This window comes from Streptomyces sp. NPDC085524, assembly GCF_044541755.1.
Classification (GTDB): Bacteria; Actinomycetota; Actinomycetes; order Streptomycetales; family Streptomycetaceae; genus Streptomyces.
This window is the reverse complement of record NZ_JBITTH010000010.1, coordinates 179,818-203,835: the sequence shown is the minus strand read 5'-3', so window position 1 is coordinate 203,835 and position 24,018 is coordinate 179,818. Positions and strand designations below refer to the sequence as shown.

21 protein-coding genes, 1 tRNA gene, 1 pseudogene and 1 riboswitch are annotated in these 24,018 nt (G+C 74.3%); of the genes and pseudogenes, 13 read left to right on the top strand and 10 right to left on the bottom strand.

Going from position 1 to position 24,018, the window contains the following annotated elements; genetic code table 11:
* The first annotated feature begins 200 nt into the window (after nt 1-200).
* The 3 genes from ACIGFK_RS17845 to ACIGFK_RS17835 all read left to right on the top strand — a co-directional run bounded on the left by ACIGFK_RS17845 (nt 201) and on the right by ACIGFK_RS17835 (nt 3,483).
* Nucleotides 201-1,769, top strand: coding sequence for a DUF6056 family protein (locus ACIGFK_RS17845; RefSeq protein WP_400052527.1), 1,569 nt, complete (start codon nt 201-203; stop codon nt 1,767-1,769).
* An 83-nt stretch (nt 1,770-1,852) separates the two neighbouring features.
* Nucleotides 1,853-2,488 carry a bifunctional 4-hydroxy-2-oxoglutarate aldolase/2-dehydro-3-deoxy-phosphogluconate aldolase gene (locus ACIGFK_RS17840; RefSeq protein WP_376657048.1) on the top strand — a complete coding sequence of 212 codons (636 nt, stop codon included), beginning with the start codon at nt 1,853-1,855 and terminating at the stop codon, nt 2,486-2,488.
* Nucleotides 2,458-3,483 carry a PfkB family carbohydrate kinase gene (locus tag ACIGFK_RS17835; protein WP_386467628.1) on the top strand — a complete coding sequence of 342 codons (1,026 nt, stop codon included), beginning with the start codon at nt 2,458-2,460 and terminating at the stop codon, nt 3,481-3,483. Before ACIGFK_RS17840 ends, ACIGFK_RS17835 begins: the two co-directional genes overlap by 31 nt.
* Here ACIGFK_RS17835 and ACIGFK_RS17830 read toward each other — a convergent pair.
* The 4 genes from ACIGFK_RS17830 to ACIGFK_RS17815 form a co-directional block, all read right to left on the bottom strand.
* The gene (locus tag ACIGFK_RS17830) at nt 3,440-4,345 is read right to left on the bottom strand and encodes an aldo/keto reductase (protein WP_376657046.1); all 906 of its coding nucleotides are present in this window, start codon (nt 4,343-4,345) and stop codon (nt 3,440-3,442) included. The genes ACIGFK_RS17835 and ACIGFK_RS17830 overlap by 44 nt on opposite strands.
* The gene (locus ACIGFK_RS17825) at nt 4,335-5,621 is read right to left on the bottom strand and encodes a serpin family protein (RefSeq protein ID WP_400052525.1); all 1,287 of its coding nucleotides are present in this window, start codon (nt 5,619-5,621) and stop codon (nt 4,335-4,337) included. The genes ACIGFK_RS17830 and ACIGFK_RS17825 overlap by 11 nt, the downstream gene beginning before the upstream one ends.
* Nucleotides 5,622-5,686: 65 nt before the next feature.
* Entirely contained in the window at nt 5,687-7,009 is a 1,323-nt protein-coding gene (locus ACIGFK_RS17820) for a glycoside hydrolase family 18 protein (protein ID WP_400052523.1), read from the bottom strand.
* Nucleotides 7,010-7,138: 129 nt separating this feature from the next.
* Nucleotides 7,139-7,624: a hypothetical protein gene (locus tag ACIGFK_RS17815; protein WP_400052522.1), complete on the bottom strand. Its 486-nt coding sequence runs from the start codon at nt 7,622-7,624 to the stop codon at nt 7,139-7,141.
* A gap of 174 nt (nt 7,625-7,798) precedes the next feature.
* On the opposite strand from ACIGFK_RS17815, the gene ACIGFK_RS17810 reads away from it, so the two are divergent.
* The 5 genes from ACIGFK_RS17810 (at nt 7,799) to ACIGFK_RS17790 (ending at nt 11,851) form a co-directional block, all read left to right on the top strand.
* Nucleotides 7,799-7,875, top strand: a tRNA-Trp gene (locus ACIGFK_RS17810).
* 398 nt (nt 7,876-8,273) lie between these two features.
* Nucleotides 8,274-8,483 (top strand): hypothetical protein, encoded by a 210-nt coding sequence (locus ACIGFK_RS17805; protein ID WP_376661126.1) that lies wholly within the window; start codon nt 8,274-8,276, stop codon nt 8,481-8,483.
* Between the two features lie 395 nt (nt 8,484-8,878).
* A riboswitch (cobalamin riboswitch) is annotated at nt 8,879-8,959 on the top strand.
* A 110-nt stretch (nt 8,960-9,069) separates the two neighbouring features.
* Nucleotides 9,070-10,032 (top strand): ABC transporter substrate-binding protein, encoded by a 963-nt coding sequence (locus ACIGFK_RS17800; RefSeq protein ID WP_400052521.1) that lies wholly within the window; start codon nt 9,070-9,072, stop codon nt 10,030-10,032.
* Nucleotides 10,029-11,084: a FecCD family ABC transporter permease gene (locus ACIGFK_RS17795; RefSeq protein WP_400052519.1), complete on the top strand. Its 1,056-nt coding sequence runs from the start codon at nt 10,029-10,031 to the stop codon at nt 11,082-11,084. The genes ACIGFK_RS17800 and ACIGFK_RS17795 overlap by 4 nt, the downstream gene beginning before the upstream one ends.
* Complete coding sequence (locus tag ACIGFK_RS17790) at nt 11,081-11,851, top strand: ABC transporter ATP-binding protein (RefSeq protein ID WP_400052517.1); 771 nt, start codon at nt 11,081-11,083, stop codon at nt 11,849-11,851. Before ACIGFK_RS17795 ends, ACIGFK_RS17790 begins: the two co-directional genes overlap by 4 nt.
* Here the strand turns inward: ACIGFK_RS17790 and ACIGFK_RS17785 are convergent.
* Nucleotides 11,833-12,216, bottom strand: coding sequence for a hypothetical protein (locus ACIGFK_RS17785; RefSeq protein WP_376661130.1), 384 nt, complete (start codon nt 12,214-12,216; stop codon nt 11,833-11,835). The genes ACIGFK_RS17790 and ACIGFK_RS17785 overlap by 19 nt on opposite strands.
* 236 nt (nt 12,217-12,452) lie before the next feature.
* Here ACIGFK_RS17785 and ACIGFK_RS17780 point away from each other — a divergent pair, with 236 nt between their 5' ends.
* Nucleotides 12,453-13,088 carry a VOC family protein gene (locus ACIGFK_RS17780; protein WP_376661131.1) on the top strand — a complete coding sequence of 212 codons (636 nt, stop codon included), beginning with the start codon at nt 12,453-12,455 and terminating at the stop codon, nt 13,086-13,088.
* Nucleotides 13,089-13,184: 96 nt separating this feature from the next.
* Here ACIGFK_RS17780 and ACIGFK_RS17775 read toward each other — a convergent pair whose 3' ends face one another.
* Nucleotides 13,185-13,583 carry a VOC family protein gene (locus ACIGFK_RS17775; RefSeq protein ID WP_376661132.1) on the bottom strand — a complete coding sequence of 133 codons (399 nt, stop codon included), beginning with the start codon at nt 13,581-13,583 and terminating at the stop codon, nt 13,185-13,187.
* Nucleotides 13,584-13,786: 203 nt separating this feature from the next.
* Nucleotides 13,787-15,415, bottom strand: a complete 1,629-nt coding sequence (locus ACIGFK_RS17770) for a N,N-dimethylformamidase beta subunit family domain-containing protein (RefSeq protein WP_400052515.1) — start codon at nt 15,413-15,415, stop codon at nt 13,787-13,789.
* Nucleotides 15,416-15,547: 132 nt separating this feature from the next.
* Between ACIGFK_RS17770 and ACIGFK_RS17765 the strand changes: the two are divergent.
* A pseudogene (locus ACIGFK_RS17765) lies at nt 15,548-15,934 on the top strand (hypothetical protein); the annotation flags it as partial.
* On the opposite strand, the gene ACIGFK_RS17760 reads toward ACIGFK_RS17765, so the two are convergent.
* Nucleotides 15,919-16,818: a hypothetical protein gene (locus tag ACIGFK_RS17760; protein ID WP_400052513.1), complete on the bottom strand. Its 900-nt coding sequence runs from the start codon at nt 16,816-16,818 to the stop codon at nt 15,919-15,921. The pseudogene ACIGFK_RS17765 and the gene ACIGFK_RS17760 sit on opposite strands and share 16 nt — an antisense overlap.
* A 103-nt stretch (nt 16,819-16,921) precedes the next feature.
* Here ACIGFK_RS17760 and ACIGFK_RS17755 point away from each other — a divergent pair, with 103 nt between their 5' ends.
* The 3 genes from ACIGFK_RS17755 (at nt 16,922) to ACIGFK_RS17745 (ending at nt 19,981) form a co-directional block, all read left to right on the top strand.
* Complete coding sequence (locus tag ACIGFK_RS17755) at nt 16,922-17,716, top strand: sugar phosphate isomerase/epimerase family protein (protein ID WP_400052512.1); 795 nt, start codon at nt 16,922-16,924, stop codon at nt 17,714-17,716.
* Between the two features lie 349 nt (nt 17,717-18,065).
* Nucleotides 18,066-19,013 carry an aldo/keto reductase gene (locus ACIGFK_RS17750; RefSeq protein WP_376661136.1) on the top strand — a complete coding sequence of 316 codons (948 nt, stop codon included), beginning with the start codon at nt 18,066-18,068 and terminating at the stop codon, nt 19,011-19,013.
* Nucleotides 19,010-19,981: a D-2-hydroxyacid dehydrogenase family protein gene (locus ACIGFK_RS17745; protein WP_376661137.1), complete on the top strand. Its 972-nt coding sequence runs from the start codon at nt 19,010-19,012 to the stop codon at nt 19,979-19,981. Before ACIGFK_RS17750 ends, ACIGFK_RS17745 begins: the two co-directional genes overlap by 4 nt.
* Nucleotides 19,982-20,080: 99 nt before the next feature.
* Here ACIGFK_RS17745 and ACIGFK_RS17740 read toward each other — a convergent pair whose 3' ends face one another.
* Both ACIGFK_RS17740 and ACIGFK_RS17735 read right to left on the bottom strand, forming a co-directional pair.
* A complete protein-coding gene (locus ACIGFK_RS17740) occupies nt 20,081-20,956 on the bottom strand; it encodes an ABC transporter permease (protein ID WP_376658451.1) in 876 nt (291 codons plus the stop codon).
* On the bottom strand, nt 20,953-23,718 hold the full coding sequence (locus tag ACIGFK_RS17735) for an alpha/beta fold hydrolase (RefSeq protein ID WP_400052509.1): 2,766 nt from the start codon (nt 23,716-23,718) through the stop codon (nt 20,953-20,955). Before ACIGFK_RS17735 ends, ACIGFK_RS17740 begins: the two co-directional genes overlap by 4 nt.
* Nucleotides 23,719-24,018: the final 300 nt, after the last annotated feature.

Sequence of the window (24,018 nt, the reverse complement as noted above, 5' to 3'; positions counted from 1 at the left end):
CCCCGGAAGGCCCATCGTGGGACAGGCGTGCGCCGCCCGCCACGACATGCCCGCCGCCCGGGTGATCGGGCCGCCCCCGGATGCCGGTCGGCTGCGGACTGTGCACATTGGTGTGATCGGGCCTGCCCTGAGGTGTCCGCCGTCGGCAGGCGCACCGGCCGTCGGCCCGGCCGGGAGCCGTCGCTGCGGAGGACTGCTGAATGATCACTGCACCGACCGAGACCGAGGACGAGGACGAGGACGGGGACGGGGGCCGCCGGACGCATTCCTCCGCGGCGGGCCCCGAGAGCGGCCGACGCCGCCTCGTCCGCAGGATGCTGCGGGGCGCAGGCGGAGCCGTGCTGGCCGCGGCCGGGGCCCTGGTCGCCGTCGGGTGCTTCCTCGGGCTCTACCTGCGGCCCACCTCCGATGACTGGTGCGCCGCCTGGAAGGCCCGTGACCTGGGGGTCCTCGGCATCACGGCCGATTTCTACTCGACTCAGAACGGCCGGATCGCCAACGCCTTCCTGAGCGGCGTCGTCTACGGCGGGGGACTCGCCGGAGCCAAGATCCTCCCGACCGTCATCACGGTCGCCTTCACCGTCGGGCTGGTCCTGCTGGGGCGCCAGTTCGTCCGACTCCTCGGCGGAAGACCCGGGGTCGTGACGCTGACCGCCTGCGCCCTGGTCGTCCAGGCGGTGCTCTACTACGCCGGGACGCGCAGCTACCAGGTGCTGCTGTGGGCCCCCGCTTCGATTTCGCACACGATCCCGAGCGTCATCGGAGTGTGGGCGCTCCTGCTGGCGATCCGGACCGTCCGAAGACCCCGGTCCGCCGCGCGCGCGCTCGGTTTCGCCGGGTCGTTCCTCATCGGCTTCGCGCTCGGCACCCTGAGCGAGCCGTTCGCGCTCGTCAGCGGTCTGCTCGCGGCGGGAGCCGGGCTGCTGGCGCTGCCCCGCCTGGGGCTGGCGCAGACCTGGCGCCCGTTCACCTGGTGCCTGCTCTGGTGCTCCGGACTCGTCTGCGGCCTGATCGTCCTCTACACCTCACCCGGCGCCCGGTGGCGCCGCGCCCAGCAGCCGGAGAAGGAGTCCCTGCTCTCCCCGGGCGGACTCCGGGCGACCTTCAGCGACTGGCTGCACATGTGGGAGACGGTGACCGGCCAGTGGGCCTACCTCGGAGCCGTCGCCGCCGGCGTCCTGCTGGGCCTGGCGGCAGGGCTGCGGATCCCGGCCACGCAGCTCGGACGGCGCAGCCGGAGCCGGCCCGTTCCGCGGACCACGCTGGTCGCGGTGCTGCTGCTCCCGGTGCCGGTGGTGGTGCTGGGCTCGTTCGCGGTGGTGCTGGGCCTGCGCAGCGGCTACGGCCCGAGCGGGTGGACGTACGCCCGTACGTGGACGAACTACCTCGTGCCGATGGAACTCGCGCTGTGCGCCTACGGTGCGCTGCTCGGGGCATGGGCCCGCCGGCTCCCGGCACGGGGGCGGACCGGCACGCTCGCCCTGCCCGCCGGGATCGTGGCCGCGGGCGGCCTCGCGCTGGCCGCAGTGGCCGCGCTCGTCCCGAGCGTCCAGCAGCTCACCACCGCCACGGTCACGCGCGCCGTGGCCTGGGACGCCCAGAACTCCCGCATCCGGACCGAGGCCGCGCGCGGCGCCACCGACATCGGATACCGCCCCCTGCACATCGGAAGCCTGGCCGAACCCTTCTACACCTCCGCCTACGACAAGGACTGGGTCGCCGCGTGCGTCGTGGAGTGGTACGGAATCGAGCGGATCCACCGCCTCTGACCGGAGATCCCGGTAGGGTCTAGACCACATCGTTGCCGTACGACGATGGGCGTTCCGCTGCGTGGAACACAGGGGAGGGGTCCTTGTCCTGCCACCCGTACGACGTGCTGGCAGCCCAGCGCCTGCTGCCGGTGCTGCGCAATGCCGACGCCGGCGAAGCCGTCCGCGGCACCCGCGCCCTGCTCGCCGCCGGGTGCCGGGCCGTGGAGCTGACCACCTCGACGCCCGGCTGGGCCGACGCCCTCACCCGCACCGTCCCGCTCGCGGACGCCCACGGCCGCCCCGCCCTCATCGGCGTCGGCACCGTCACCACGGCCGCGCAGGCCGAGACCGCGCTGGATGCGGGCGCAGCCTTCCTGATCTCCCCGTACCCGGCTCCCGAAGTCCGCGAAGCCGCCGCCCGCCGCGAAGCCGTGTTCGTCGAGGGCGGGTTCACCCCCGGCGAGATCGCCGCCGCCGTCCGTGCGTCGGGCGCGGCCAAGGTGTTCCCGGCGCACGTGGGCGGCCCGGGGTTCATCCGCTCCCTCCGGGCCGTCCTCCCCGAGGCGTTGATCATCCCGACCGGCGGGATACGGCCCGCCGAGGTCGCCGACTGGATCGCCGCCGGGGCGAGCGCCGTCGGCATCGGCGGCGGACTGCCCGCCGATCCGGGGGAGCTGGCGGCCCTGTTCGCCGGATCCGCCGGGCCGTGCTGCGCGGGCTGCTCGGAGGCGCGGTGAGCGGCGGCGGGCGCGGCGGGTACGACGTCCTCGTACTCGGGGAGGTACTCGTCGAGCTCCACGCCGGCACCGCCCTGCGGAACGCCGAGGACGGCACCCCGGCCCGCATCTCCTACTCCGGTGACGCCCTCAACGCGGCCGCCGCGGCAGCCGCCGCCGGGGCCCGCACCGCGCTGCTGGCCGTGGTCGGCGAGGACGAGCTCAGCCTGCCGCTGCTGCGGCGGGCCGCCGAGCTCGGCATCGACGTCTCCCACGTGCGCCGCGCCCCGCGCCCCAACGGGGCCTACCTGCTCTCCGCCGACCCCGACGGCGACCGCGAGTTCGTCTACTGGCGCACCCACAGCGCCGGTTCCACCCTCTCGGCCGAGCACGTCGAGTCCTGGCGCGGCCTGCTCACCGGCTGCCGGGCGCTCGTCACCAGCGGCATCACCGGCGCCCTGTCACCCACCAGCCGCGAAGCCGTACTGGCCGCCGCCCGCCTGGTGCACGGGGCCGGCGGGCACCTCTCGTACGACCCCAACTTCCGCCCCCGCCTGACCGGCCGGGCCGAGGCCCGGGCGCTGCTCGCCCTGCTCGCCCCGCTGACCGGGCTGCTCAAGACCTCCTGCCCGGCCGACGCCCTGGCCCTGGTCGGCACGGACGACCCGCGCACCGCCGCCGCCCGCTACCGGACGCTCGGCGCCCGGGCCGTCGCGGTCACCTCGGGCGCGGGCCGGCTGCTGCTCGACGACGGCGCGCGGGCCGCGTACCACCCCGTGCCGCTCGACCCGGCTCCGGTCGACGCGACCGGTGCGGGGGACTGCTTCACCGGGACCGCCACCGCCCGGCTCGCCCTCGGCGACCCCCTCGAGGAGGCGGTGGCCTACGGCATCGCCGCCGCCTCGCTCTCCGTCGCGGGCCGCGGGGGCACCGGGCGGGTGCCCGCCTTCGAGGAGACGGCGGCCCTGGCCGCTACGGCCGGCCGGCTTCCAGGACCGAGACCTCCTCGGCGGTGAGGCGCAGGGCCCCCGCGGAGACGTTCTCGACCAGGTGGTCCGGGTTCCCGGTGCCGGGGATCGCCAGCACGTGCGGGCCGCGGTGCAGCGTCCACGCCAGCCGCAGCTGGGCGACCGACACGCCGCGGGCCTCGGCTGCGGCGCGCAGCCGCGCGCCGTCGTCCGCCACGGATCCGGCCTCCTTGCCCGCGCCGGCGATGGCGTAGAACGGGACGAAGGCGATGCCTTCCTTCTCGCACAGGTCGACGAGGGCGTGGTCCTCGGCGGGCGAATCGATTCCGTACGGGTTCTGCACGCACACCACCGGAGCGATGGACCGGGCCTCCGCCAGGTGGTGGGCGCGCACGTTGGAGATCCCGAGGTGCCGGACCAGGCCGGCCGTGCGCAGTTCGGCGAGGGCGCCGAAGTGCTCGGCGAGCGACTCCTCGGCCGCCGAGCCCGGGAGGCGCAGGTTGACCACGTCGAGGTGGTCCCGGCCCAGCTGGCGCAGGTTCTCCTCCACCTGCCCGCGCAGCTGTCCGGGAGCGGCCCAGTGGAAGGCACCGGACGGGTCGCGGCCGGGACCGACCTTGGTGACGATGACGAGGTCGTCGGTGTAGGGGCCGAGCGCCCGGTTGATCAGCTCGTTGGCGGAGCGCAGGGGCGAGAAGTAGAACGAGGCGGTGTCGATGTGGTTGACGCCGAGTTCGACGGCGAGGCGCAGCACGCGGATCGCGCGGCCGCGGTCGCTGGCGGGCGCGCCGGCCCTCAGCGCGGCGCCGTCCTGCGTCAGCCGCATCGCGCCGAAGCCGATGCGGTTGACGGTCAGGTCGCCGAGCTGCCAGGTGCCGGCCGCGTCCGCGGTGATCATGTCAGTAGTCATCCTCGGACGGTACCGGGTCGGGTTCGCGGACCCACCCGGCGGCGAGGACCAGCCGCGACGTGCGGTGCACGGCCAGGAACCCGAAGGGCCGGTCGTACCGGACGTCCACCCGCCGTGTCCGGTACCTCAGCCGTGGCATGGCGCAGCCCGCGACGGCCGCGAAGGCGGTGACGGCGGCGGCCTCGAAGCCGGTCGCGTGGAAGCGGGCCAGGGCCGACTGGCGGGCCGACTCGACGGCCAGCGGCCTGGTACTGATCCCGGGGAAGTGGCCCCGGCTCGTGTCGCTCGCCGTCCGCAGCCCGAACAGCGCGGCGTGGGCGAGGAGGTCGTGCTCGGCGCGCACCTCGAAGGCGACCGTCCGGATGGACAGCCGGGGTTCGGGAGTCTCGGCGCGCACGCTGCGGACGGTCAGCCCCGGCCCGGCCTCCCCCTCGGGGAGCAGGCTCGCGCCCGTCGACGGCAGGGCCCGGGTGACCGCGTCGATCCCGGTGGCGAGCACCGCCCCGGGGGCGGCTTCCGGCTCGCCCAGCACGAGGTGCACGTCGACCCCGGCGCTGCCGACCACCTCGAGCACGGTGACCGGGCCCCGCGGTCCCCGGGCCACCGAGACCCGGTCCAGCAGGGTGGTTTCGCGGCGCAGCACCGGCAGCTCGCGCCCGGCCCACGGGCCCTGTCCGGTGGTGTCCCGGCACTCGTCGAACGGCTGGATCCACCGCAGTCGCAGCGCCAGCGCCGAAGCCAGGACCAGCAGGGTGTCCTCGGTCACCGGCAACGGCATGTGCTCGATCAGCCCGCCGGTGCGGTCCGAGGCCCACGCGTCCAGCGCCTTGCGGTCGGTGTCCGCGTCGCCCGTGAGGCCGCCCCGGGTCCCGGGCGGGAGCTGCGCCGACCAGCGCTCCTCCAGCGGGAGTTCCTCCCTGGTCCACAGCCCCGTCGCGCACTGGAGACCCCGTACGCCGGCCAGCGCGGCCAGCAGCTCCCGGGCGGCCTCGGCCGCGGAGCCGGCGGGTATGCCCAGGGCCTGCGCCAGCTCCTCGCGCGCCGCACCGTCCGCGCCGTCGGCGAGGAGGGCGAGCAGCGGCCAGACCCCGGCCGCGGTGAAGACCGTGCCCTGCTCGGCGGCCGGGGTCCGATCGGCGAGCGTGCCGCGCTCGGCGGCCTCGTCCCGCTCGGCGAGCGCCTCCCGCTCGGTGACCGTGCTGCGCTCGGCGTCCGTGTTCTGCGCGGCCCACTGCCTCGTGAGGCGGTTGACCGCCCGCACCGTCGAGTTCCTCATGCGAGGGAGGGTACGTGGAGGGGCGCCGCCGGGCCGGGTCTTTTTCCGCGGCCCGGCGGCGCCGGTCAGTGGCCGCGCAGGCCGCGGTCGACGGCCGTCATCAGCTCGCCGTCGGCGGTGTCCGAGTCGAGCGACCAGAACATCGCCCCGCCCAGGCCGTGTTCGCGGATGTAGCCGGTCTTCGCGCGCAGCACCTGCGGGTCGTCGTACGTCCACAGGGTGCTGCCGTCGAACAGCCAGGCGTGCCCGCCGCGCCGGTCGCGGTAGACCTCGTACGTCCCCGAACCGGCCAGCTTCTTGAGCGCCTTGTAGTCCTCGTACCCCGCGGACCAGGTGGCCGGCGCCGGACCCGTCGCGGGCTGCCCCATGCCGTCCCCGCCGCCGCTGACACCCGTCCAGCCCTGGCCGTAGAACGGCATGCCCATCACGAGCTTGTGCGCGGGCGCCCCGCGCCGCCGCCAGGCGTCCACGGTGCCGTCGACGCTGAAGTCGCCCCGGGCGTACAGCGCGGACTGCTGGGCGGTGCGCGCCTCACCCGACACGTGGAAGTCGTAGCCCTGGAGGGTCACGAAGTCCAGGTCGCGCATGATCCGGCGGACGTCGAAGCCCGCGTCGATCTTGGCGGGGGCCGTCGGGACGAAGGCGGTCAGCTCGTACGCGGACTTCCGCTTCCGGCTGCGCGCGTACGCGTCGAGCTGCGTACGGAACTCCTTGACGAGGGCGGCGAAGTTCTCCTTGTCCTCGGGACGGTACTTCGTGTCGGTGTCCCCGGCCGAGCCGGGCCACTCCCAGTCGAGGTCGATCCCGTCGAACACGCCCGCGGCCGCGCCAGCACCGCCGCGGGTACCGTCCTGCGGGAGGTTGCCCTTGATGTACAGGTCGATGCACGACTCGACGAAGGCCTTGCGGGAGGCCGGCGTGAGCGCGGCGTCCGAGAAGTGCGTGGACCAGCTCCAACCACCCAGCGAGATCAGCACCTTGAGGCCGGGGTGCTTCGCCTTGAGCTCGCGCAGCTGGTTGAAGTTGCCCGCGAGCGGCTGCTCCCAGGTGTCGGCGACCCCGTCGACGGAGTTCGCGGCGTCGAGGGGGCGCACGTAGTCGGCCCAGGCGTCCGCCTCGCCGGGCACGTTCCCGGTGAAGCACTTGCCTTCCGGACTGACGTTGCCGAAGGCGTAGTTGATGTGGGTGAGCTTGTCGGCGGAGCCGTTCGCCTGCAGGTCCTGGACCTGGAAGTCCCGCCCGTAGACCCCCCATTGGGTGAAGTAGCCGACCTTCTTGTACGGGCGCTCGTGCCCGCCGTCGGCCTGCGCGGCGGCTGGCGCGAGGGCGGTCAGCAGGGAGAGGGAGCAGGTGGCGACGGCCAGCCTGCCGAGCATGCTGCGGCGCATGGGCTTCCTTTGCGGAGGCGGGAAGTGAGGAATGTGCGCGTGCGCTGTGCATGCCGGAAACTATTGGTCTGGACCAGAGTGAGTCAAGGGGGCGCCACCGGACCGCTGCTCGGACCGCTGCTCGGACCGCTAGGACAGGCTCCAGTGCCCCACGTCGTCGGAGAGCCCGCCGTTCAGTGCGAACTGGACCGCTGCCGGACCGGCGTCCTGCGGGGGGCTGAAGGTGACGAAGCCCTCCGCCGTGTCGCCGGGGTCGAGGGTGACGGTGTCGGGGAAGGCCGTCCCGGCGGTCGTGGCGGTGTCGGTGCCCTCGAACCGGCGGCCGGCGGAGTCCAGCAGGTGGGCGCAGGCGGCGGGGGAGTCCTTGTAGACGACTGCCCCGGTGTTCTCCAGGCGGAACCGGACGGCGACGAGGCGGTCGTCGGCCTTCGCGTCCGATACGGCGATCACGCTCGCGGGACCCGCCGGATCGACCACCCGCATCAGCGTGACGTCGAGCTGCTCACCCGGCTCCAGGCCCCTGAGCGGAATGGTCTCGCCGGAACCACCGGGCCCCGCCCCGAGCAGCACGGGCACGGCGAGCCCCACCGCACCCGCCACCGCCCCGAGCCGCACCCGCAGCCGACCCCGGGGCCTGCAGGAACCATCGGATCCGCCGGTAACCCTGCCCACGATCCTCTCGGCCGCCGGCTCCCGCCACCGGCGGCGGGGGCGAGCGTCTCGCGGGGTGGGCATTCGGTTAATCGGTTGGATCTACGAGGCGGTCCGTGCCATGGTTGGTCTCGCCGAAGGGGCGTAGCTCAGCTGGTCAGAGCGCTGGTCTCCAAAACCAGATGCCGCAGGTTCGAATCCTGCCGCCCCTGCCACCGTGAGCGCCGGGTGAAATGCCTGGTCGGCTCGCACAGAGCAGCCTCCCTGCGAGTCCGCAGGGAGGCTGCTCCTGTGTTCGGCCAAGGCCGGTCGGTGGGTGGGCCGGCTCGGTACGCCGGGCCGAGCCGGGCGCCGTCCGGACGTGGCTCCGCCCGTCGGTCGCTGTCCCCCTGAGGGGCCGACGGGCGGGATTCGAGTAGCTGCCGCAGCCACGGGGCAATCGCTCGAATGTGATGGTCCGACCGTACTCCCGGCCACTGACAACGCCGGGGCGCCCGCCCATGGACGGGAAGGGGCGACTCCTCGGTGTCGGCCGGCTCGAATACCGCCGGCACTGCCGTCCGGACATCGAGCTCGGCGTGCCGGACCGGCCGGCGCGGTTCAGGCTGGAGACATGGCCGATCACGTCTATGTCGTCGTCCACCCCGTCGTCGCCGGTGGCCGTTCCGTGGTGGCCCACGTCCACGGCGAGGACCAGGCCCTCGGCTTCGCGCACGCCTTCACCGGGGTCATCGACCTGCTGCGGGCGGCCGGACTGGAGACCGCAGCCGGCCTGCCGCCGATCCGCTGGCTCGGCGGCGGCCCGGAGGAGTGGGGCGACTGAGCCGTGCACCATGGGGCGTCCGCGTGGACGGCGTGACGGAGCGCGGGCTGTTTCGGGACGCGGCCGCCCGGGGCCCGGACGCGCGACGACCCTCCCGTGGGGAGGGCCGGGAGGGGCGCCGGCCCGGGATGGTCCGGTGGCTGCACCGTAGACCCGGAGACCGGTGCGACGGTAGGCATATGACAAGGGGATTCCGGGTGACCGGCCTGTCCGACCCGGTCGCCCGCGTCACCCGGTTCGATCAGCTGCTGTGGAAGATCCATGTGCCGAGCATCATGTCCGGTCGGTGTACGCGGCCATGGGATGTGGCGTGGCGGGCGCAGGCCGGTGTCTTCGCAGCGGGGAGCTGCGCGGCCGGTCTGGCAGACTGGGGCCGCTAGCCAAGGCGGTGCAGGACAGGAAACCGGTGCGATTCCGGTGCGGTCCCGCCACTGTGACCGGCCGTCCCCGTGTGGGAGGCCGGGAGTCAGACACTGACGCACCGCCTCTGTTCTTCTTCACGTCGACCAGGGGACGAGGATCCCCCGGAGAGGCTGTTCTCGTGTTGCGTTCCCGCGCTCTTCTTTCGCGTCTGCCGCGTGTCGTTGTGCCCCTGGTGGTTCTGGTGCTGCTGGGCGGGTGTGGCGGTTCGCCGGGGGAGGAGGACGGGCGGGCGGCGCAGGACGCGGCCGCCGTGCCCGGGTTCCCGTACACCGTCACCAACTGCGGTGTCACCAGCACCTTCAAGAGTCCGCCCCGGCGCGCCGTGACCATGAACCAGCACGCCACCGAGCTCCTGCTCGCCCTCGGGCTCCAGGACCGGATCGCCGGTACCGCCTACCTCGACGACGCCGTGCTGCCCGCGTACCGGCCCGCCTACGACGGGATCGAGGTGCTGGCCGAGGAGTACCCGTCCAAGGAGACCCTGCTCGCCGCCGGTCCCGACTTCGTGTACGGCGGCTACTCCAGCGCCTTCGACAAAGCGCAGGGCCGCGACCGCGCCGGGCTCGCCAGGGCAGGCATCAACTCCCGCCTGAACGTGGAGTACTGCACCGCCGGTCCCATCGGCCTCGAACAGCTCAGGACCGAGATCACCGAGGTCGCCCGCACCTTCGGCGTGCCCGAGCGCGGCGCCGAACTGATCGCGGAGGAGCAGCGCCGCATCGACGCCGTGACCGCCCGGGTCAAGGACCGGCCCCGGCCCGCCGTCTTCGTCTACGACTCCGGAGACGGCTCCGCCTCGACCTCCGGGGGCGGCGGCATGGGGAACGAGATCCTCTCCCTCGCCGGCGGGACGAACGTCTTCGCCGACCTCAAGGGCACCTTCGCCGACGTGTCGTGGGAGAAGGTCATCGAGCGCAAGCCCGAGGTCGTCCTCGTCTACGACTACGGCGGCACCACCGTGGAAGCCAAGAAGCAGCGCCTGCTGAACGATCCGGCGCTCGCCGAGGTGCCCGCCGTCAAGAACCGGCGGTTCGTCGTGCTGCCGCTGTCCTCGGCCGTCCTCGGCGTGCGCGTCGCCGACGCCGTCGAGTCCCTGGGCCGCAGCCTCCACCCCGACGCCGCATGAGGCTCCGCACGGCCACGGTCCTCGGCGTGCTCGCCGCCGCGCTCCTGGCCTCGGCGGTCGCGGGGCTGGCCCTGGGGCCCGTACGGATCGCCCCCGGCCGGGTCCTCGGCATCCTCCTCGGCGGACTGTCGGGGGAACGGCCCGCCGGAGCCTTCGCCGCCATCGTCTGGGACGTCCGGCTGCCGCGGGTCCTCCTCGGCGCCCTCGTCGGCGCCGGGCTCGCCGTGGCGGGGACCGTGCTGCAGGCCCTCGTACGCAACCAGCTTGCGGACCCCTTCCTGCTCGGGGCCTCCTCCGGAGCCTCGGCGGGGGCCGTCCTCGTGATCGTCTTCGGTGCGGGTTCCGCCCTCGGGGCCGGCGCGGGGCCGGGCGCGGGGCCGGACGTGGGCGTGCCGCTCGCCGCGTTCGCCGGGTCCATGGGCGCGCTCGTCGCCGTCTACGCGATGGCCCGGCGCGGCGGCACCATGACCACCGGGCGGCTGGTCCTCGCCGGAGTGGCCGTCCAGTACGTCCTGTCCGCCCTCACCAGCCTGGTCCTCGTGCTCGCCGCACACCCCGACCAGCTGCGCTCCGTCCTCTTCTGGACCCTCGGCGGCCTCGGCGGGGCCCGCTGGGACGGACTCGCCCTGCCCGCGGCCGCACTGCTGCTCGGCACCGGCCTGCTCACCGCCCTCGCCCGGCCCCTCGACCTGCTGCTCGCGGGGGACGAGGGCGCCCACACCCTGGGGCTGGACACCGGGCGCTTCCGCGCCGCCGTCTTCGTCCTCGCCTCCCTCGTCATCGGCGTGCTCGTCGCCTGCAGCGGTGCGATCGGCTTCGTCGGGCTGATGGTTCCGCACGCCGCCCGGATGGTCGTCGGCGCCGGGCACCGGGCACTGCTGCCGGTGGCCGCGCTGGGCGGCGCCGTGTTCCTGTCGCTGGCCGACCTCCTCGCCCGTACGGCCGCCGCTCCCGCGGAGATACCGGTCGGCGTGGTCACGGCGCTGGTCGGCGGCCCGTTCTTCCTGTGGATGCTGCGCCGCTCCGGACCCACCGAGGGGGTCGCCGGATGACGGAACTCGTGGTCGAGGCACTGCGTTACGAGACCGACGGACACACGCTGCTGCACGGCGTCGACCTCACCGCCCGGCCCGGAGAGACGGTCGGCGTGGTCGGACCCAACGGCAGCGGCAAGACCACCCTGCTGCGGTGTGTCTACGGAACCCTGCGGCCCACCGCCGGCCGGGTGCTGCTGGACGGGGCCGACGCCGGCACGCTCAGCGTCAAGGAGCGGGCCCGGCGGACGGCGGTCGTGCCGCAGGACGCGAGCGGCACCTCCGGGCTGACGGTCCGTGAGGTCGTCGCCATGGGGCGCAGCCCGCACAAGCGGTTCTGGGAACAGGACGGCCCGCAGGACGCCCGCCGGGTCGCCGAAGCGCTGGAGACCGTGGGCGCCGCCCGCTTCGCCGCCCGCCGGTTCGACGCGCTCTCGGGCGGCGAACGCCAGCGCGCCCTGGTGGCGCGGGCCCTCGTCCAGGAACCGGGCCTGCTCGCCCTGGACGAGCCGACCAACCACCTGGACATCCGCTACCAGCTGGAGATCCTGACCCTGGTCCGGGGCCTGCCCGCCACCAGCCTGCTCGTCCTCCACGACCTCAACCTCGCCGCCGCCTTCTGCGACCGGCTGTACGTGCTGTCGGGCGGCCGGGTCGCGGCCTCCGGGCCGCCGGCCGAGGTGCTCACCGAGGAGCTGCTGGCCGAGGTGTACGGGGTGCACGCCCGGGTCGCGGTCCACCCGGAGACGGGCGCGCCGCACATCGTCTACCTGGTCATGGCGTAGAGCGCCAGCACGACCGGCGCGGGGCAGGCCACGGCGCCCAGCAGCGTGAACCGGGCCTCGCGCGACAGGCGCCGGATGCCGGGGGCGAAGTACAGGAGGGTGAGCACCCCGCCGGCCCCGGCGGTCACGACCACGGGCCAGAGCAGCAGCCCGGTCACGTCCGCTCCGGACGCGGCACTCCAGACGCCGACCAGCAGTACGAAGCCGGCGATGACGGACAGCGCGATCCCCGTGACGGCCCACAGCACCAGGGCCGCCGCCACGAGCGCCCTGTTCACCGGGGCGGGCGGCGCGGGGACCGGCACGGGGGCGTACAGGGCGGCGTACGCGGCGGGGTTCAGGGGGGTGGGGTTCGGGGCGGACATGACCGGTGGCTCCCTGCTGCTGACTGACCTGCGGTGACTCACCCAGTCTGGGCGGCCGCCGGCCGCGGGGGATGAGTGCGGATACTCATCCCGCGCAGCGCGCGTGCTCAGCCGCGAGGGCTCGCAGGCGGAGAGCTGACGGTCGCTTCGCCCCACGGCTGAATCCACGGCGGACGAGGCCGGGGCGGCGGGCGTGGCGTCGGGACTTGCACGGGCCGTCAGGTGATGATGGCGCGGTGCGACTTGATCACGTGTCCTATGCGGTGGCCCGCGACAGCTTCGTCTCGACCGTCCAGTGGATCGGATCGGCCCTCGGCGCCGGATTCGTGGACGGCGGCGTGCACCCGCGATTCGGCACCCGCAATTTCATCCTCCCGCTGAGCGGCGGCACCTACGTCGAGGTCGTCACCACGCTCGACCACCCCGCCGCCGACCGCGCACCCTTCGGCCAGGCGGTCGCGCGCCGCGCCGCCGAGGGCGGCGGCTGGCTCGGTTGGGTGGTCTCCGTCGACGACATCGCCCCGGTCGAGGCCCGCCTCGGCCGCACCTCGTCCGAGGGCCACCGTGTCCGCCCCGACGGGTTCGACCTGAGGTGGAAGCAGATCGGCTTGCTGGAACTGATGGAGGACCCGCAACTGCCCTACTTCCTGCAGTGGATGGTCCCCGACGAGGAGCGCCCGAGCTCCGACCCGCGCACCTCCACCACCATCCACGGGGTCTCCATCGCCGGCGACGCCGCCTCCATCTCCGAATTCCTCGGCGAACCGGCCGACCACCCCCTCGACCAGATCGACGTCACGTGGATCGAGGACGAGGAACCGGGCCTGGTATCGGTCGAGTTCGCCACCGCCAAGGGCCCGGTCACGATCTGACCTCTGACCTCTGACCTCTGGCCTCTGACCTCTGGCCAGGGCCCGGCTGCCCCGCCGGAACAGCCGGCCGGGGCATCCGGGCCCGCGGCCGGAGACCTATGCGGTCCCGTCCTCCTGGTAGCCGTACGGGCGCGTGATGATCTCCATCCCGTGCCCGCTCGGATCCGTGAAGTAGACCCCGCGGCCCCCGTCGTTGTGGTTGATCTCGCCGGGGTGCTTGCCGTGGGGGTCGGCGAAGTACGGGACCCCCGCGGACCGGATCTTCTCGAACGCCGCGCTGAATTCGTCCTCGGAGACGAGGAACGCGTAGTGCTGCACGGTGATGGACCCGGCCGGAACGGTCGCGAAGTCCAGGGTGACGCCGTTGGCGGTGCCGACGGGGATGAAGGGTCCCCATTCCGCCCCGACCTCGAGGCCGAGGACGTGCGCCAGGAATTCGGCGGACTCCCGGTTGTCACGGGAGTGGATGATCGTGTGGTTCAGTTCGACCGACATGGGTGAATGCCTCCGAAAGGCACGTCACGGGCACCTCCATGCCTCACCCGGCCGGTGACCGACACGCGATGCCGTGATCGTGATCCTAGGCACGCCGTCCGGCGGGAGTCCACCGCATTCCGGCCGCCGGGCGCCGGAAGGGCACGCAGCCCCGGAGGCCTGACGCCCCCGGGAGCCCACGCACCCCCGCGCCACCGAGGCCGTCACGAACCCCCGTACACCGCCTTGACGTTGTCCTGCGCCGGATGTGTCCGCCCCGCCGGTCCCGCGGCGAAGACCCGCAGGAGGTTCTCCGTCACCCGGGTCGTCAGCGCCCCGGAGCGCGCGTCGAGACCGTGGTTCCGGCCGCTGCGGCCGTCGCCCGTCGCGTCCAGGGCCTCCACCCACCGCATCGTCCCGGTCGCGAAGACCCCCGCCCCGCTCGACGTCGTGTAGTACGCCGTGTCCTGGTGGCTCGGGCGCCCGTCGCACACCACGGGGGAGTGCGCCAGTATCTCGATCGGCCTGGGCGTCGGGAATCCGGTGTTCACCTTGTCGTACTCCACCCCGACCAGGTGCTCGAAACGGTCGCCCGCCTTCGCACCGGTGCCCTCGAACAGCCAGTGGCCCGGGTTCGTCACCACGTACGGGGCGTCCACCGGGTAGCCGTCGTAGATCACGCCGAGCAGGGAGCTCTCCGGGTCCGCGCCGGGCGCCGAGCGGAAGTCGACGGTCGCCGGATGGCCGCGCTTGACCGCCGGGTCCTGGTCGTAGGAGGACTTGTAGCAGACCACCGTACGGTCCGGGCCGAGGTCGGAGGCCTCGAGGCGGATCCGCCGGAAGCAGCAGTTCGCTCCCAGTACCGCGTTGTTGGTGCCCGCGTCGCGCGCCGCCGTGATGTGCGCCCGCTGCTCCGGCGACCAGTACTCGTCGTGCCCGAGCGAGAGGACGGCCGCCGCACCCTCCAGCAGCCGCTTCTCCCGCGCCACGTCGCTGGTGGTCGCGTAGGCGAGGGGGATGCCGAGCCGCTCGGCGAGCGCGATCAGCGGGGCCTCGTACGTCAGGAACAGCCCGGCGCCGTCGTCGTAGTCGTACGGCCGGTCGAAGGTCACCGCGAGGGAGCGCGAGGCGTAGCCGCCGCTGGGGCCGTCGTAGCTGCTGTAGCCGCCCCACCGGTTGTAGGCCTGCCACGTGGCCACGGCGTTGACCACCACCGTACGGCCGGCCGTTGAGGCCGACCGCACGGTCACCGGTACGAAGCGCTGGCCCTCGCCGCCCTGCGCGTCGAGCCGCAGCAGGTAGCTGCCCTCGGGCCAGTCCTTCGTCTCGACCGTGGTGGTGCGCGCCCAGCGCGTGCGGACCATCCGGGTCCCGGAGTCCACGGTGTGCTCCGGCTGCCGCACCCCCGGCAGCGCCTCGGAACGCCACACCAGCCGCGCCCGGGCGCCTCCGTACCAGCCCATCCGGTAGGCGGACACGGTGAACCGGGGCGCCGTCGTCGACACGTACAGCCCGAACGACTCCCCGGGCAGCACGCTCACCTTGTCCGCGAACCCCTCGACGGAGCGGTCCGGTCCGGCCTTCGCCACCGGCCAGTCGGCGTTGCCGGGGCGGGCGTTCTCGGCCTTGACGTCGAAGCCGTGCGGGCCGCCCGCCGAAGGCTTCCCGCCGGGGGCGGCCGAGCCGCCGTGGTGGTCCCCGCCCTGCAACGCGGCGCCGCCGTCGGCGCCCGCACAGCCGGAGACGGCCCCCAGCCCCGCCACCGTGGCCGCCCCCGTCGCGATCGCGAGGAACCGCCGCCTGCCCGCGCCGTCGCCGCTCCCGGCCGACCCGGGTATGTGCTCCTGATCCATGGGGGCACGTTATGTCACGCTTCGAACCCGGATTCGACCGGCCCGTCCCCTCCTGCCCACCTAGGCTTTCCCCCGTCGGTCCTGCACACCAACCGAGCCCGGGGGAGCACGAGATGACGCACGACGGAGCACACCGCCGGGCGTCCCCTGGCCGACGCCAATGCCGCCCTGCCCCGGCCCGAGGAGCCGTACACGGTGCTGTGGCACGCGGCGACGATCCTGCGCGAGCACCGCGGGCACGGCCACCTCGTCCCCCTCCAGGCCCACCACCTCGACCCGGTCGAACCCCTGGTCCTGCACGCCGGAGCCGGAGCCGGAGCCGGCACGGCGGTGCGCACGGCCGTCGAGAAGCTGACCGACGAACTCGCCGCCGCCCCGTGGTCCGCACTGAGCAGCGGGGAAGCGGCGCGGCTCGCCGACCTGCTCGTCCCGCCGGTCCTGGACATCGTGGCCACCGGCCTCCTGCCGGCACAGAGCACGCTGGGCATCGGCATGAAGTACGACTACGCGGACTCGTAACTCTGGAACCAGTGGGTGTCGAAGTGGCGGGCCGTCGAGAAGGGATGCCGCGGATCGGTGAGCATCCGGTGGACGAACTCGGCGGCCGTGCCGTCGAACCGCACCCACGCGTCGGGGACGTCCTCCGTCACGAGGACGGGCCACTGGTCGGGGTCGGGGCCTTCGGTGAGCCAGAAGAACCGGTCGGCCTGCTCGGAGCCCGCCCACTCCAGCAGGCCGCCCGGGACGGGGTACGGCTCGTACGGATCCCACAGACCGCGGGCAGGGTCGGCCCGCTCGGGTACCGGGACGATGTCCTCGCCCGGGACCCGCGCGCCGGGGACGCGCATCGTGAGGAAGCCGTCGAACGCGCCGTACCCGAACACCTCGACGAGCCGCTTGTAGTCCCCGGGCAGGGGCGACCCGAGCCGGGCTTCGACGTCGGCCCAGTCGACCGTACGGGTGCGGGCCGTGTCCCACCCCGTGACGGAGACCACCGCGTCCACCCACGAGGAGCCCTCGGGCAACTCCGCCGCCGGGTCCTCCCGTTCGGCGACGAGGACCACGAGGCGTACGTCCTCGCCGACGCGGGCGGCACCGCAGCCGATCCACCGGCCCCCGTACGCCCACGCCCGCATCTCGACGATCCGGTCGCCGAACGGGGCCAGCAGCGGCAGCCCGGTCCGCGCGGACGCCGCCGGATCGGCGCGGCCACCCGTGGCGAGGCTGCGCGGCCGCCCGAGCCCCATGCCGAGCGTCTCCTCGAGCGCGTCGAGGTCGTACTCCTCCGGCGGCGCCAGGCAGACGTGCCCCGCAGGATGTCCCGCCTCCCCGCACTCCAGCCCGCCCGGGCCCGGTCGTGCGAGGCCGAAGACGGCCGAGAGCAGGTGTCGTTGTTCGTCCATGGCCGTATTGAACCGGTCCCCACCGACACCACCGGATGAGACGATGGCGCGGGACCAGCAGACCGGGGGTACCGCGCCACCCCCCAGGAGGGGAGCCGCGCCCGTGCAGTACGCCTTCTCCACGCTCGGGCTGCCCGGCGCCCCCCTCGGCCGCGTCGCCGCCCTCGCGGCGGAGCACGGGTTCGACGGCCTCGAACTGCGCGCCCATCCCGAGGAACCCCTGCACCCCGCAGCCCCCGCCGCCGAGCGGGAGGCGGCACGGCGGACCCTGGCCGCCGCCGGGGTCACCGCCCTGGGGATCGCCGGCTACGCCAGGGTGGCCGCCCCCGGCGAGGACGGGCCGGTCCTCGCAGAACTGCGCAGCCTGGTCCGGCTCGCCGCCGACCTCGAAGCCCCGTACGTCCGCGTCTTCCCCGGCGCCGGCAGCCGGCCCGGACCGGCCGCCGACGCCCGTGCCGTGCGCCGGCTGCGGGCCGCCGCGGAGTCCGCCGAGGCGCACGGGGTGCGGATCCTGCTGGAGACCCACGACTCCCACCGCACCGCCGCGGCGGCGGTCCGGATCCTCGACGCGGTCGCACGACCCGGCGCCGGCGCGCTGTGGGACGTACTGCACACCTGGCTCGGCGGCGAATCCCCCGCCGACTCGGGGCGGCTCCTGGGCGCGCACCTGGGCTACGTACAGGTGAAGGACGTGGCGTCGGCGAAGGAACTCACCCCGCTCGGGCTCGGCGCCGGGGTGCTCCCGCTCGCCGAGGCGGTCGCGGCGGCGCCGCCCGGCGGCTGGCTCTGCTGGGAGTACGAGAAGCGCTGGTACCCCGGGGCAGCCGAGCTGCCCGGACAGCTCGCGCGGGGCCGGGAGCACCTGGAACACCTGGCGGCGGCCCGGCCGTCGTCCTGATACGGATCAACGCGCCGCGCAGGCCGGGCCGTTATGCGTGGGTGGTCGGGCGCGGGAGCGGCTCCAGACACCGAGCCCGCACCGCGTCTCGGACAAGGATTGCGCCCCGTCCACGGGGCGGAGGAAGTCACATGTGGTCTCACGTGGCCCCTGACCTGGTGACGGTCCGCAGCGGCGCGTCGGTGTGCCCGCGCCCTCACAGGTCTCGGCGCGATCGATACGATCGACTCCGATCACATGGTCACGGGGCCCGCCGCCCCGGCCGCCTGCCTTCGCACCCGCGCAACCGGCGCGCCTAGACTGGCCATTCGGTCGATCCTGTCTTGACGAGTGCGGAGGAACGAAACACGTGCGCCATCTCCCGCTGGGCCGTTCAGGCCTCCAGGTCTCCGCAGTCGGCCTCGGCTGCAACAACTTCGGCGGCCGCCTCGACGCCCGCGCCACCCGCGCCGTGGTCGACGCCGCCCTCGACGCGGGCATCACCCTCCTCGACACCGCCGACATCTACGGCGGACTCGGCGGCTCCGAGAGCCACCTCGGCCAGGCCCTGAAGGGCCGCCGCGACCAGGTCGTCCTCGCCACCAAGTTCGGCTTCGCCGGTATGGACATGAAGTACGGGCCCGCCGCCGGATCCCGCGGCGGGCGCGCCTACATCCGACGGGCCGTCGAGGAGTCGCTGCGCCGCCTGGACACGGACCGCATCGACCTCTACCAGCTGCACAGCCCCGACCCGGCCACCCCGATCGCCGAGACGCTCGCCGCGCTCACCGAGCTCGTCACCGAGGGCAAGGTCCGCTACATCGGCCACTCCAACCTCAGCGGCTGGCAGCTCGCCGAAGCCGCGCACGTCGCCCGCGAGACCGGCGCGGCACCCTTCGTGTCGGCGCAGAACCAGTGGTCGCTGCTGGAGCGGTCCGCCGAGCGCGAACTGGTCCCCGCGGCCCTGCACTACGGCGTCGGAGTGCTCCCGTACTTCCCGCTCGCCAACGGCCTGCTCACCGGCAAGATCCGCCGCGGTGCGCCCGTCCCGGCCGGCTCCCGGCTCGAAGGCCGCGACGGCTACGTCACCGAGCAGCGCCTCGACGTGGTCGAAGCGCTCGCCGCCCTCGCGGACAAGCACGGCCGCAGCGTCCTCGAACTCGCCATCGGCTGGCTCTCCGCCCAGCCCGGCTGCGCCTCCGTCATCGCCGGGGCCACCTCCGCCGAGCAGGTGCGCGCCAACGCGGCCGTCGCCGACCGCCCGCTCGACGACGAACTGCTCGCCGAGATCGACGCCATCGCCCCGGCCGCCGCATGAGCGGCGCCCCGCAGCTGCGCTGCGCGCTGATCGACGACTTCCAGGGCGTCGGCACCACCGCCGCCGACTGGTCGCAGCTCGCCGGACGCGTCGAGGTGGTGAGCTTCCCCGAGCACACCGACGACGAGGACGAACTCGCCGCCCGCCTGGCGGACTTCGACATCGTCGTCACCCTGCGCGAGCGCGTGCCCTTCCCCGGCACCCTGCTCGACCGGCTGCCCCGCCTGCGCCTGCTCGTCGCCTCCGGCATGCGCAACACGGTGATCGACCACGCGGCCGCCGCACGCAACGGCGTCACCGTCTGCGGCACCGCCAGCTCCTCCACCCCGCCCGTGGAACTGACCTGGGCCCTGCTGCTCGGCCTCGCCCGCGGCCTGGTGCAGGAGTCCACGGCCCTCCGCGACGGCGGCCCCTGGCAGCAGACCGTCGGAGCCGACCTGCACGGGCGGCGGCTCGGACTGCTCGGCCTCGGCAAGATCGGCAGCAGGGTCGCGCAGGTCGGGCTCGCCTTCGGCATGGACGTGGTGGCCTGGAGCAGCAACCTCACCAAGGAACGCGCCGACGAGGCGGGGGTCGCCCTCGCCCCCTCCAAGGAGGAACTGCTGGCGGGCAGCGACTTCGTATCCGTCCACCTCGCCCTCGGCGAGCGCACCCGCGGCCTGATCGGCGCGGCCGAGCTGGAGCTGATGCGGCCGACCGCGTACCTGGTCAACACCTCCCGGGCCGCCATCGTCGACCAGGATGCGCTCCTCGCCGCCCTGCACGCGGGCCGGATCGCGGGCGCGGGCATCGACGTCTTCGACACCGAGCCGCTGCCCGCCGACCACCCGCTGCGGACGGCGCCGCGCCTGCTCGCGACCCCGCACCTGGGGTACGTGACCCGCGCCAACTACGCCACGTACTACGGCGAAGCCGTCGAGGACGTCATCGCGTTCCTCGACGGCTCACCCGTACGCGTGCTCGGCTAGGGCCTGTCGTCGAACTCCCGTCTGCCCCGCCCTCCGGGCGACGACGGGAGTTCGACGACAGCCCTTAGACCCGGCCGGGGGTTCTCCCGCCCGCGACCGTCACGAGACGATGTCCTTGCGGGAGAAACCCCGGAACGCCAGGGCGAACAGCACCAGCGCGTACGACACCGACACCGCCGCCCCCTTGACCATCCCGCCCCATTCCAGGTGGGGCTGCAAGGCGTCCGCCCACGCGAACTGCCAGTGCGCGGGCAGGAACTCCCGCCAGGACCCGAGCGCGGTCACCGCGTCCAGCACGTTGCCGACGATCGTCAGCCCGACCGCCCCGCCCACCGCGCCCAGCGGCGCGTCCGTCCGGGTCGACAGCCAGAACGCCAGCCCCGCCGTCACCAGCTGCGACACGAAGACGAAGGCCACCACCAGCGCGAGCCTCGGCAGGGTGTCCCCGGCCGGCAGCACCCCGCCCGCCGGGAGCTTCAGCGGCCCCCATCCGTACGCGGCCGTCCCGACGGCCAGGGCCACGAGCGGCAGCAGGACCATCGCCGCCAGGCTGAAGGCGAGCGCCACCACCAGCTTGCTCCACAGCAGCCGGGCCCTCGGCACCGGCGAGGCCAGCAGGTACCGCAGCGAGGACCAGCTGGCCTCCGAGGCCACCGTGTCCCCGCAGAACAGCGCCACCGGCACCACCAGCAGGAAACCGGCCGAGACGAACAGGCAGGTCGCGGCGAAGTTGGCCGCCGAGGCCGTGGCCGTGTCGATCAGGGTGATCCGGCCGTCACCGCCGCCCCGGCTGCCCGGACCGCCTCCCACCGCGAACGCGATCATCAGGACGAACGGCAGCGCGGCCAGCACCCCGCCCATCACCAGCGTCCGCCGCCGGCGCCACTGCCGCAGGGCCTCCACGCGCAGCGGCAGCGTACGGTTCGCCCGGTAGCCCGGGGCGACCTCCTGCGTCAGGCTCCGCACCGTGCTCATGCCGGACCTCCGATCAGGGTGAGGAACGCGTCCTCCAGCCGCCGGTGCGGCCCGACTCCGGTCACCGGCACCTCCAGCCGTACGAGTTCGGCGATCAGCCCCGCGGCCGTCGCCCCTTCCAGCCTTACGAGCAGCCCGTCATCGGTGGCCGCCACCGAACCCACCCCCTCCAGCGCCGCCACCTTCTCGATGCCCGCCTCGTCCACCGGCTCCGCCAGCGTCACCAGCAGGGTGTCCCCGCCGCCCGTGATCTCGGCGACCTCGCCCGCCGCCACCCGGCGGCCCCGGTCCATGACGACCAGGTGGGTGCAGGACTGCTCCACCTCCGACAGCAGGTGGCTGGAGACGATGACCGTCCGCCCGCCCGCCGCGTAGCGGATCATCACGTCCCGCATCTCCCTGATCTGCGGCGGGTCCAGGCCGTTGGTCGGCTCGTCGAGGATCAGCAGGTCCGGCATCCCGAGCATGGCCTGCGCGATCGCGAGGCGCTGGCGCATGCCCTGCGAGTACGTCCGCACCGCCCGCTCCAGCGCGTCGCCGAGCCCGGCGATCTCCAGGGCCTCCGCCATGTGGGAGTCCTCGGCGGGCCGGCCGGTGGCCTGCCAGTACAGCTCCAGGTTGGCCCGCCCCGTCAGGTGGGGCAGGAATCCCGCGCCCTCCACGAAGGCCCCGACCCGCGACAGCACCGGCGCTCCGGCCCGCACCGCGTGCCCGAACACCCGGATCTCCCCGGCATCCGGCGAGATCAGCCCCATCAGCATCCGCAGGGTGGTGGTCTTCCCGGCCCCGTTGGGCCCGAGCAGCCCCAGCACCTGCCCCTTCTCCACGCGGAAGGACAGGTCCCGGACCGCGTACCGGTCCTGCGACCTGGCGTACCGCTTCGTCAGACCGGTGATCTCCAGCGGTACGTCGGCCGGCGCGGCCTCCGGCGGCGGTGCGGCCGGGGTCCTGCCGGTCCGGCGGATCCCGAGCAGCGCCGCGGCCAGCAGGGCGGCGCCCAGCGGCAGGCCCCACGTCCAGGCGGGCAGCCCGGCCGCCGCGGTCCGCACCGCGGGGGCTTCGGGGACGCTGAGGGCGCTCTGCGCCGAGACGGTGTACGCGGCCGGCGCGGCCGGGGTCGCGTAGCCGAGGTCGGTGGCCGCGACCACCAGCCGCAGCCGGTGCCCCGCCGACACGGCGTGGTCGATCGCGGGCAGCCGCAGCTCGACGCTCGTGCCCTGCTGCGCGTTCTCCACCCGCACCGGGGCGACGAGCTGGCTGGGCAGCACCTGCTGGCGCCCGTCCGGCCCGACGTCGTAGACCTTGCCGAACAGCACGGCCGACCCGTCCGCGGCCGTCGACCTCACGTTCAGGGTCACGGTCGGCGTGCCGGTGATCCGCAGCTCGCGCTCGAGCGGTCCCGACTCGAACCGGGCGTTCTGCCCGGGGAAGTCCAGCGAGAGGCCGGCGCCGAGGGCCGAGAGCTGGCCGCCGATCCCCGGCAGCGAGGACAGCGCGGGGGGCGCCCCGCCCGCGGGATTGGCGAAGCTCTGCTCGCGCCCGGCCAGGGCGAACTCACGCGGGCCGGAGGTCAGCCCCGGGTACTGCCCGCCGCTCGCGCCGCGCAGCTTGACCTCACCGTCGGTGGAGTCGATGCCGCCCGAGCGGGAGACCCGGAACACCGGGCCGGTGTCCGCGCCCTCGTCGCCCTTGAGGTACCGGTCGAACCAGGCCCGGACCCGTGCCTCCACCCGGTCCGCCTCCCGCATGCCCCCGTCGTGGCCGCCCGCGGCCCAGTCCACGGAGACGGGCGCGCCGTTCGCGGCGATGGCCTTGGCCATGGCGTCGGCCTGGTCCAGCGGGAAGAGGGAGTCGTCCTGCCCCTGCACGATCAGCGACGGCACCTTGATCCTGGCGCCCACGGCCGACGGGCTGCGCTGCTCCAGCAGGGCCCGTGCCTCGGGGTCCGGCTTCCCGGCCACCGCGACGCGCTCGTACATGGCGCACAGTTCGGGCTGGAACCGGCCGCAGCCGGGGGCGGCGGCAGCGGCGGGAGCGCCCCGCTGGAGTCCCGCCTGCTGCTGCATCCCGCCGGTCGAGCCGGTGGTGAAGAAGACGCCGGACCACAGCTTCTTGAAGACGCCGCCCGGGAAGAGGGAGTCCGCGAGGTTCCAGTAGGTGATCTGCGGAGCGATCGCGTCCACCCGGCGGTCGTATCCGGCGGCCAGCAGCGACACGGCCCCGCCGTAGGAGGCCCCGGCGACACCGACGCGCGGATCGCCCTCCGCGTCGAGACGCACCTCGGGGCGGGCCGCGAGCCAGTCGACGAGCCGCGAGACGTCCTTCACCTCGTACTCGGGATCGTTCAGCCCGATCAGGCCGCCGGAGCGGCCGAAACCGCGCGCCGACCAGGTCAGGACGGCGTAGCCGTCGCGGGCCAGCCGCTCGGCCTGCTCGCGGACGTCGTCCTTGCTGCCGCCGAAACCGTGCCCGAGGAGCACGGCGGGACGTTTTCCGCCGCCGCCGGCGGTGAAGTACGAGATGTCGATCCCGACATCGGCGGTCTGCTGTCCGGGCGGGGTCGAGCCGGGCGGCGTCGGACCCGGCGGGGTCGAGCCGGGCGCGGCCGGACCGGCCATGTTCAGCACCTGGTCCTCGCGGTGCACGGCCGGCCCGTCGTCGCCGCTCGCGGCCGACCAGGTGCCGGCTCCCGCGACGACGGCGAGGGCGGCGGCGCCCGCCAGCAGGCGGTCCCGGCGGCGCCGTGGCAATCGGAGCTTCATACGGGAACCCTAGACGCCCGGGTGCCCCGCGCCCGAGCGCCCGAAGGGGGATGTCCAGCACTTCTCGAGGAGTACGCCGCCCGCCGCGCGTACCGCACCTGCGGTACGGGCCCGCGTCCCCCGGGCCCGCGTCCCCCGGGCAGGGCGGTACTCGGGCCGGGCGGTACTCGGGCCTGCGGCCCCCGGGCCGGGTGGTACTCGGGCCCGCGGCCGCCGGGCTGCGCGGTACCCGGGCCCGCAGTACCCCGGCTCCCGCAGCCTCCGGTCCGCGGTCCGACCTGCGGGGTGTTCCCCGCCGCG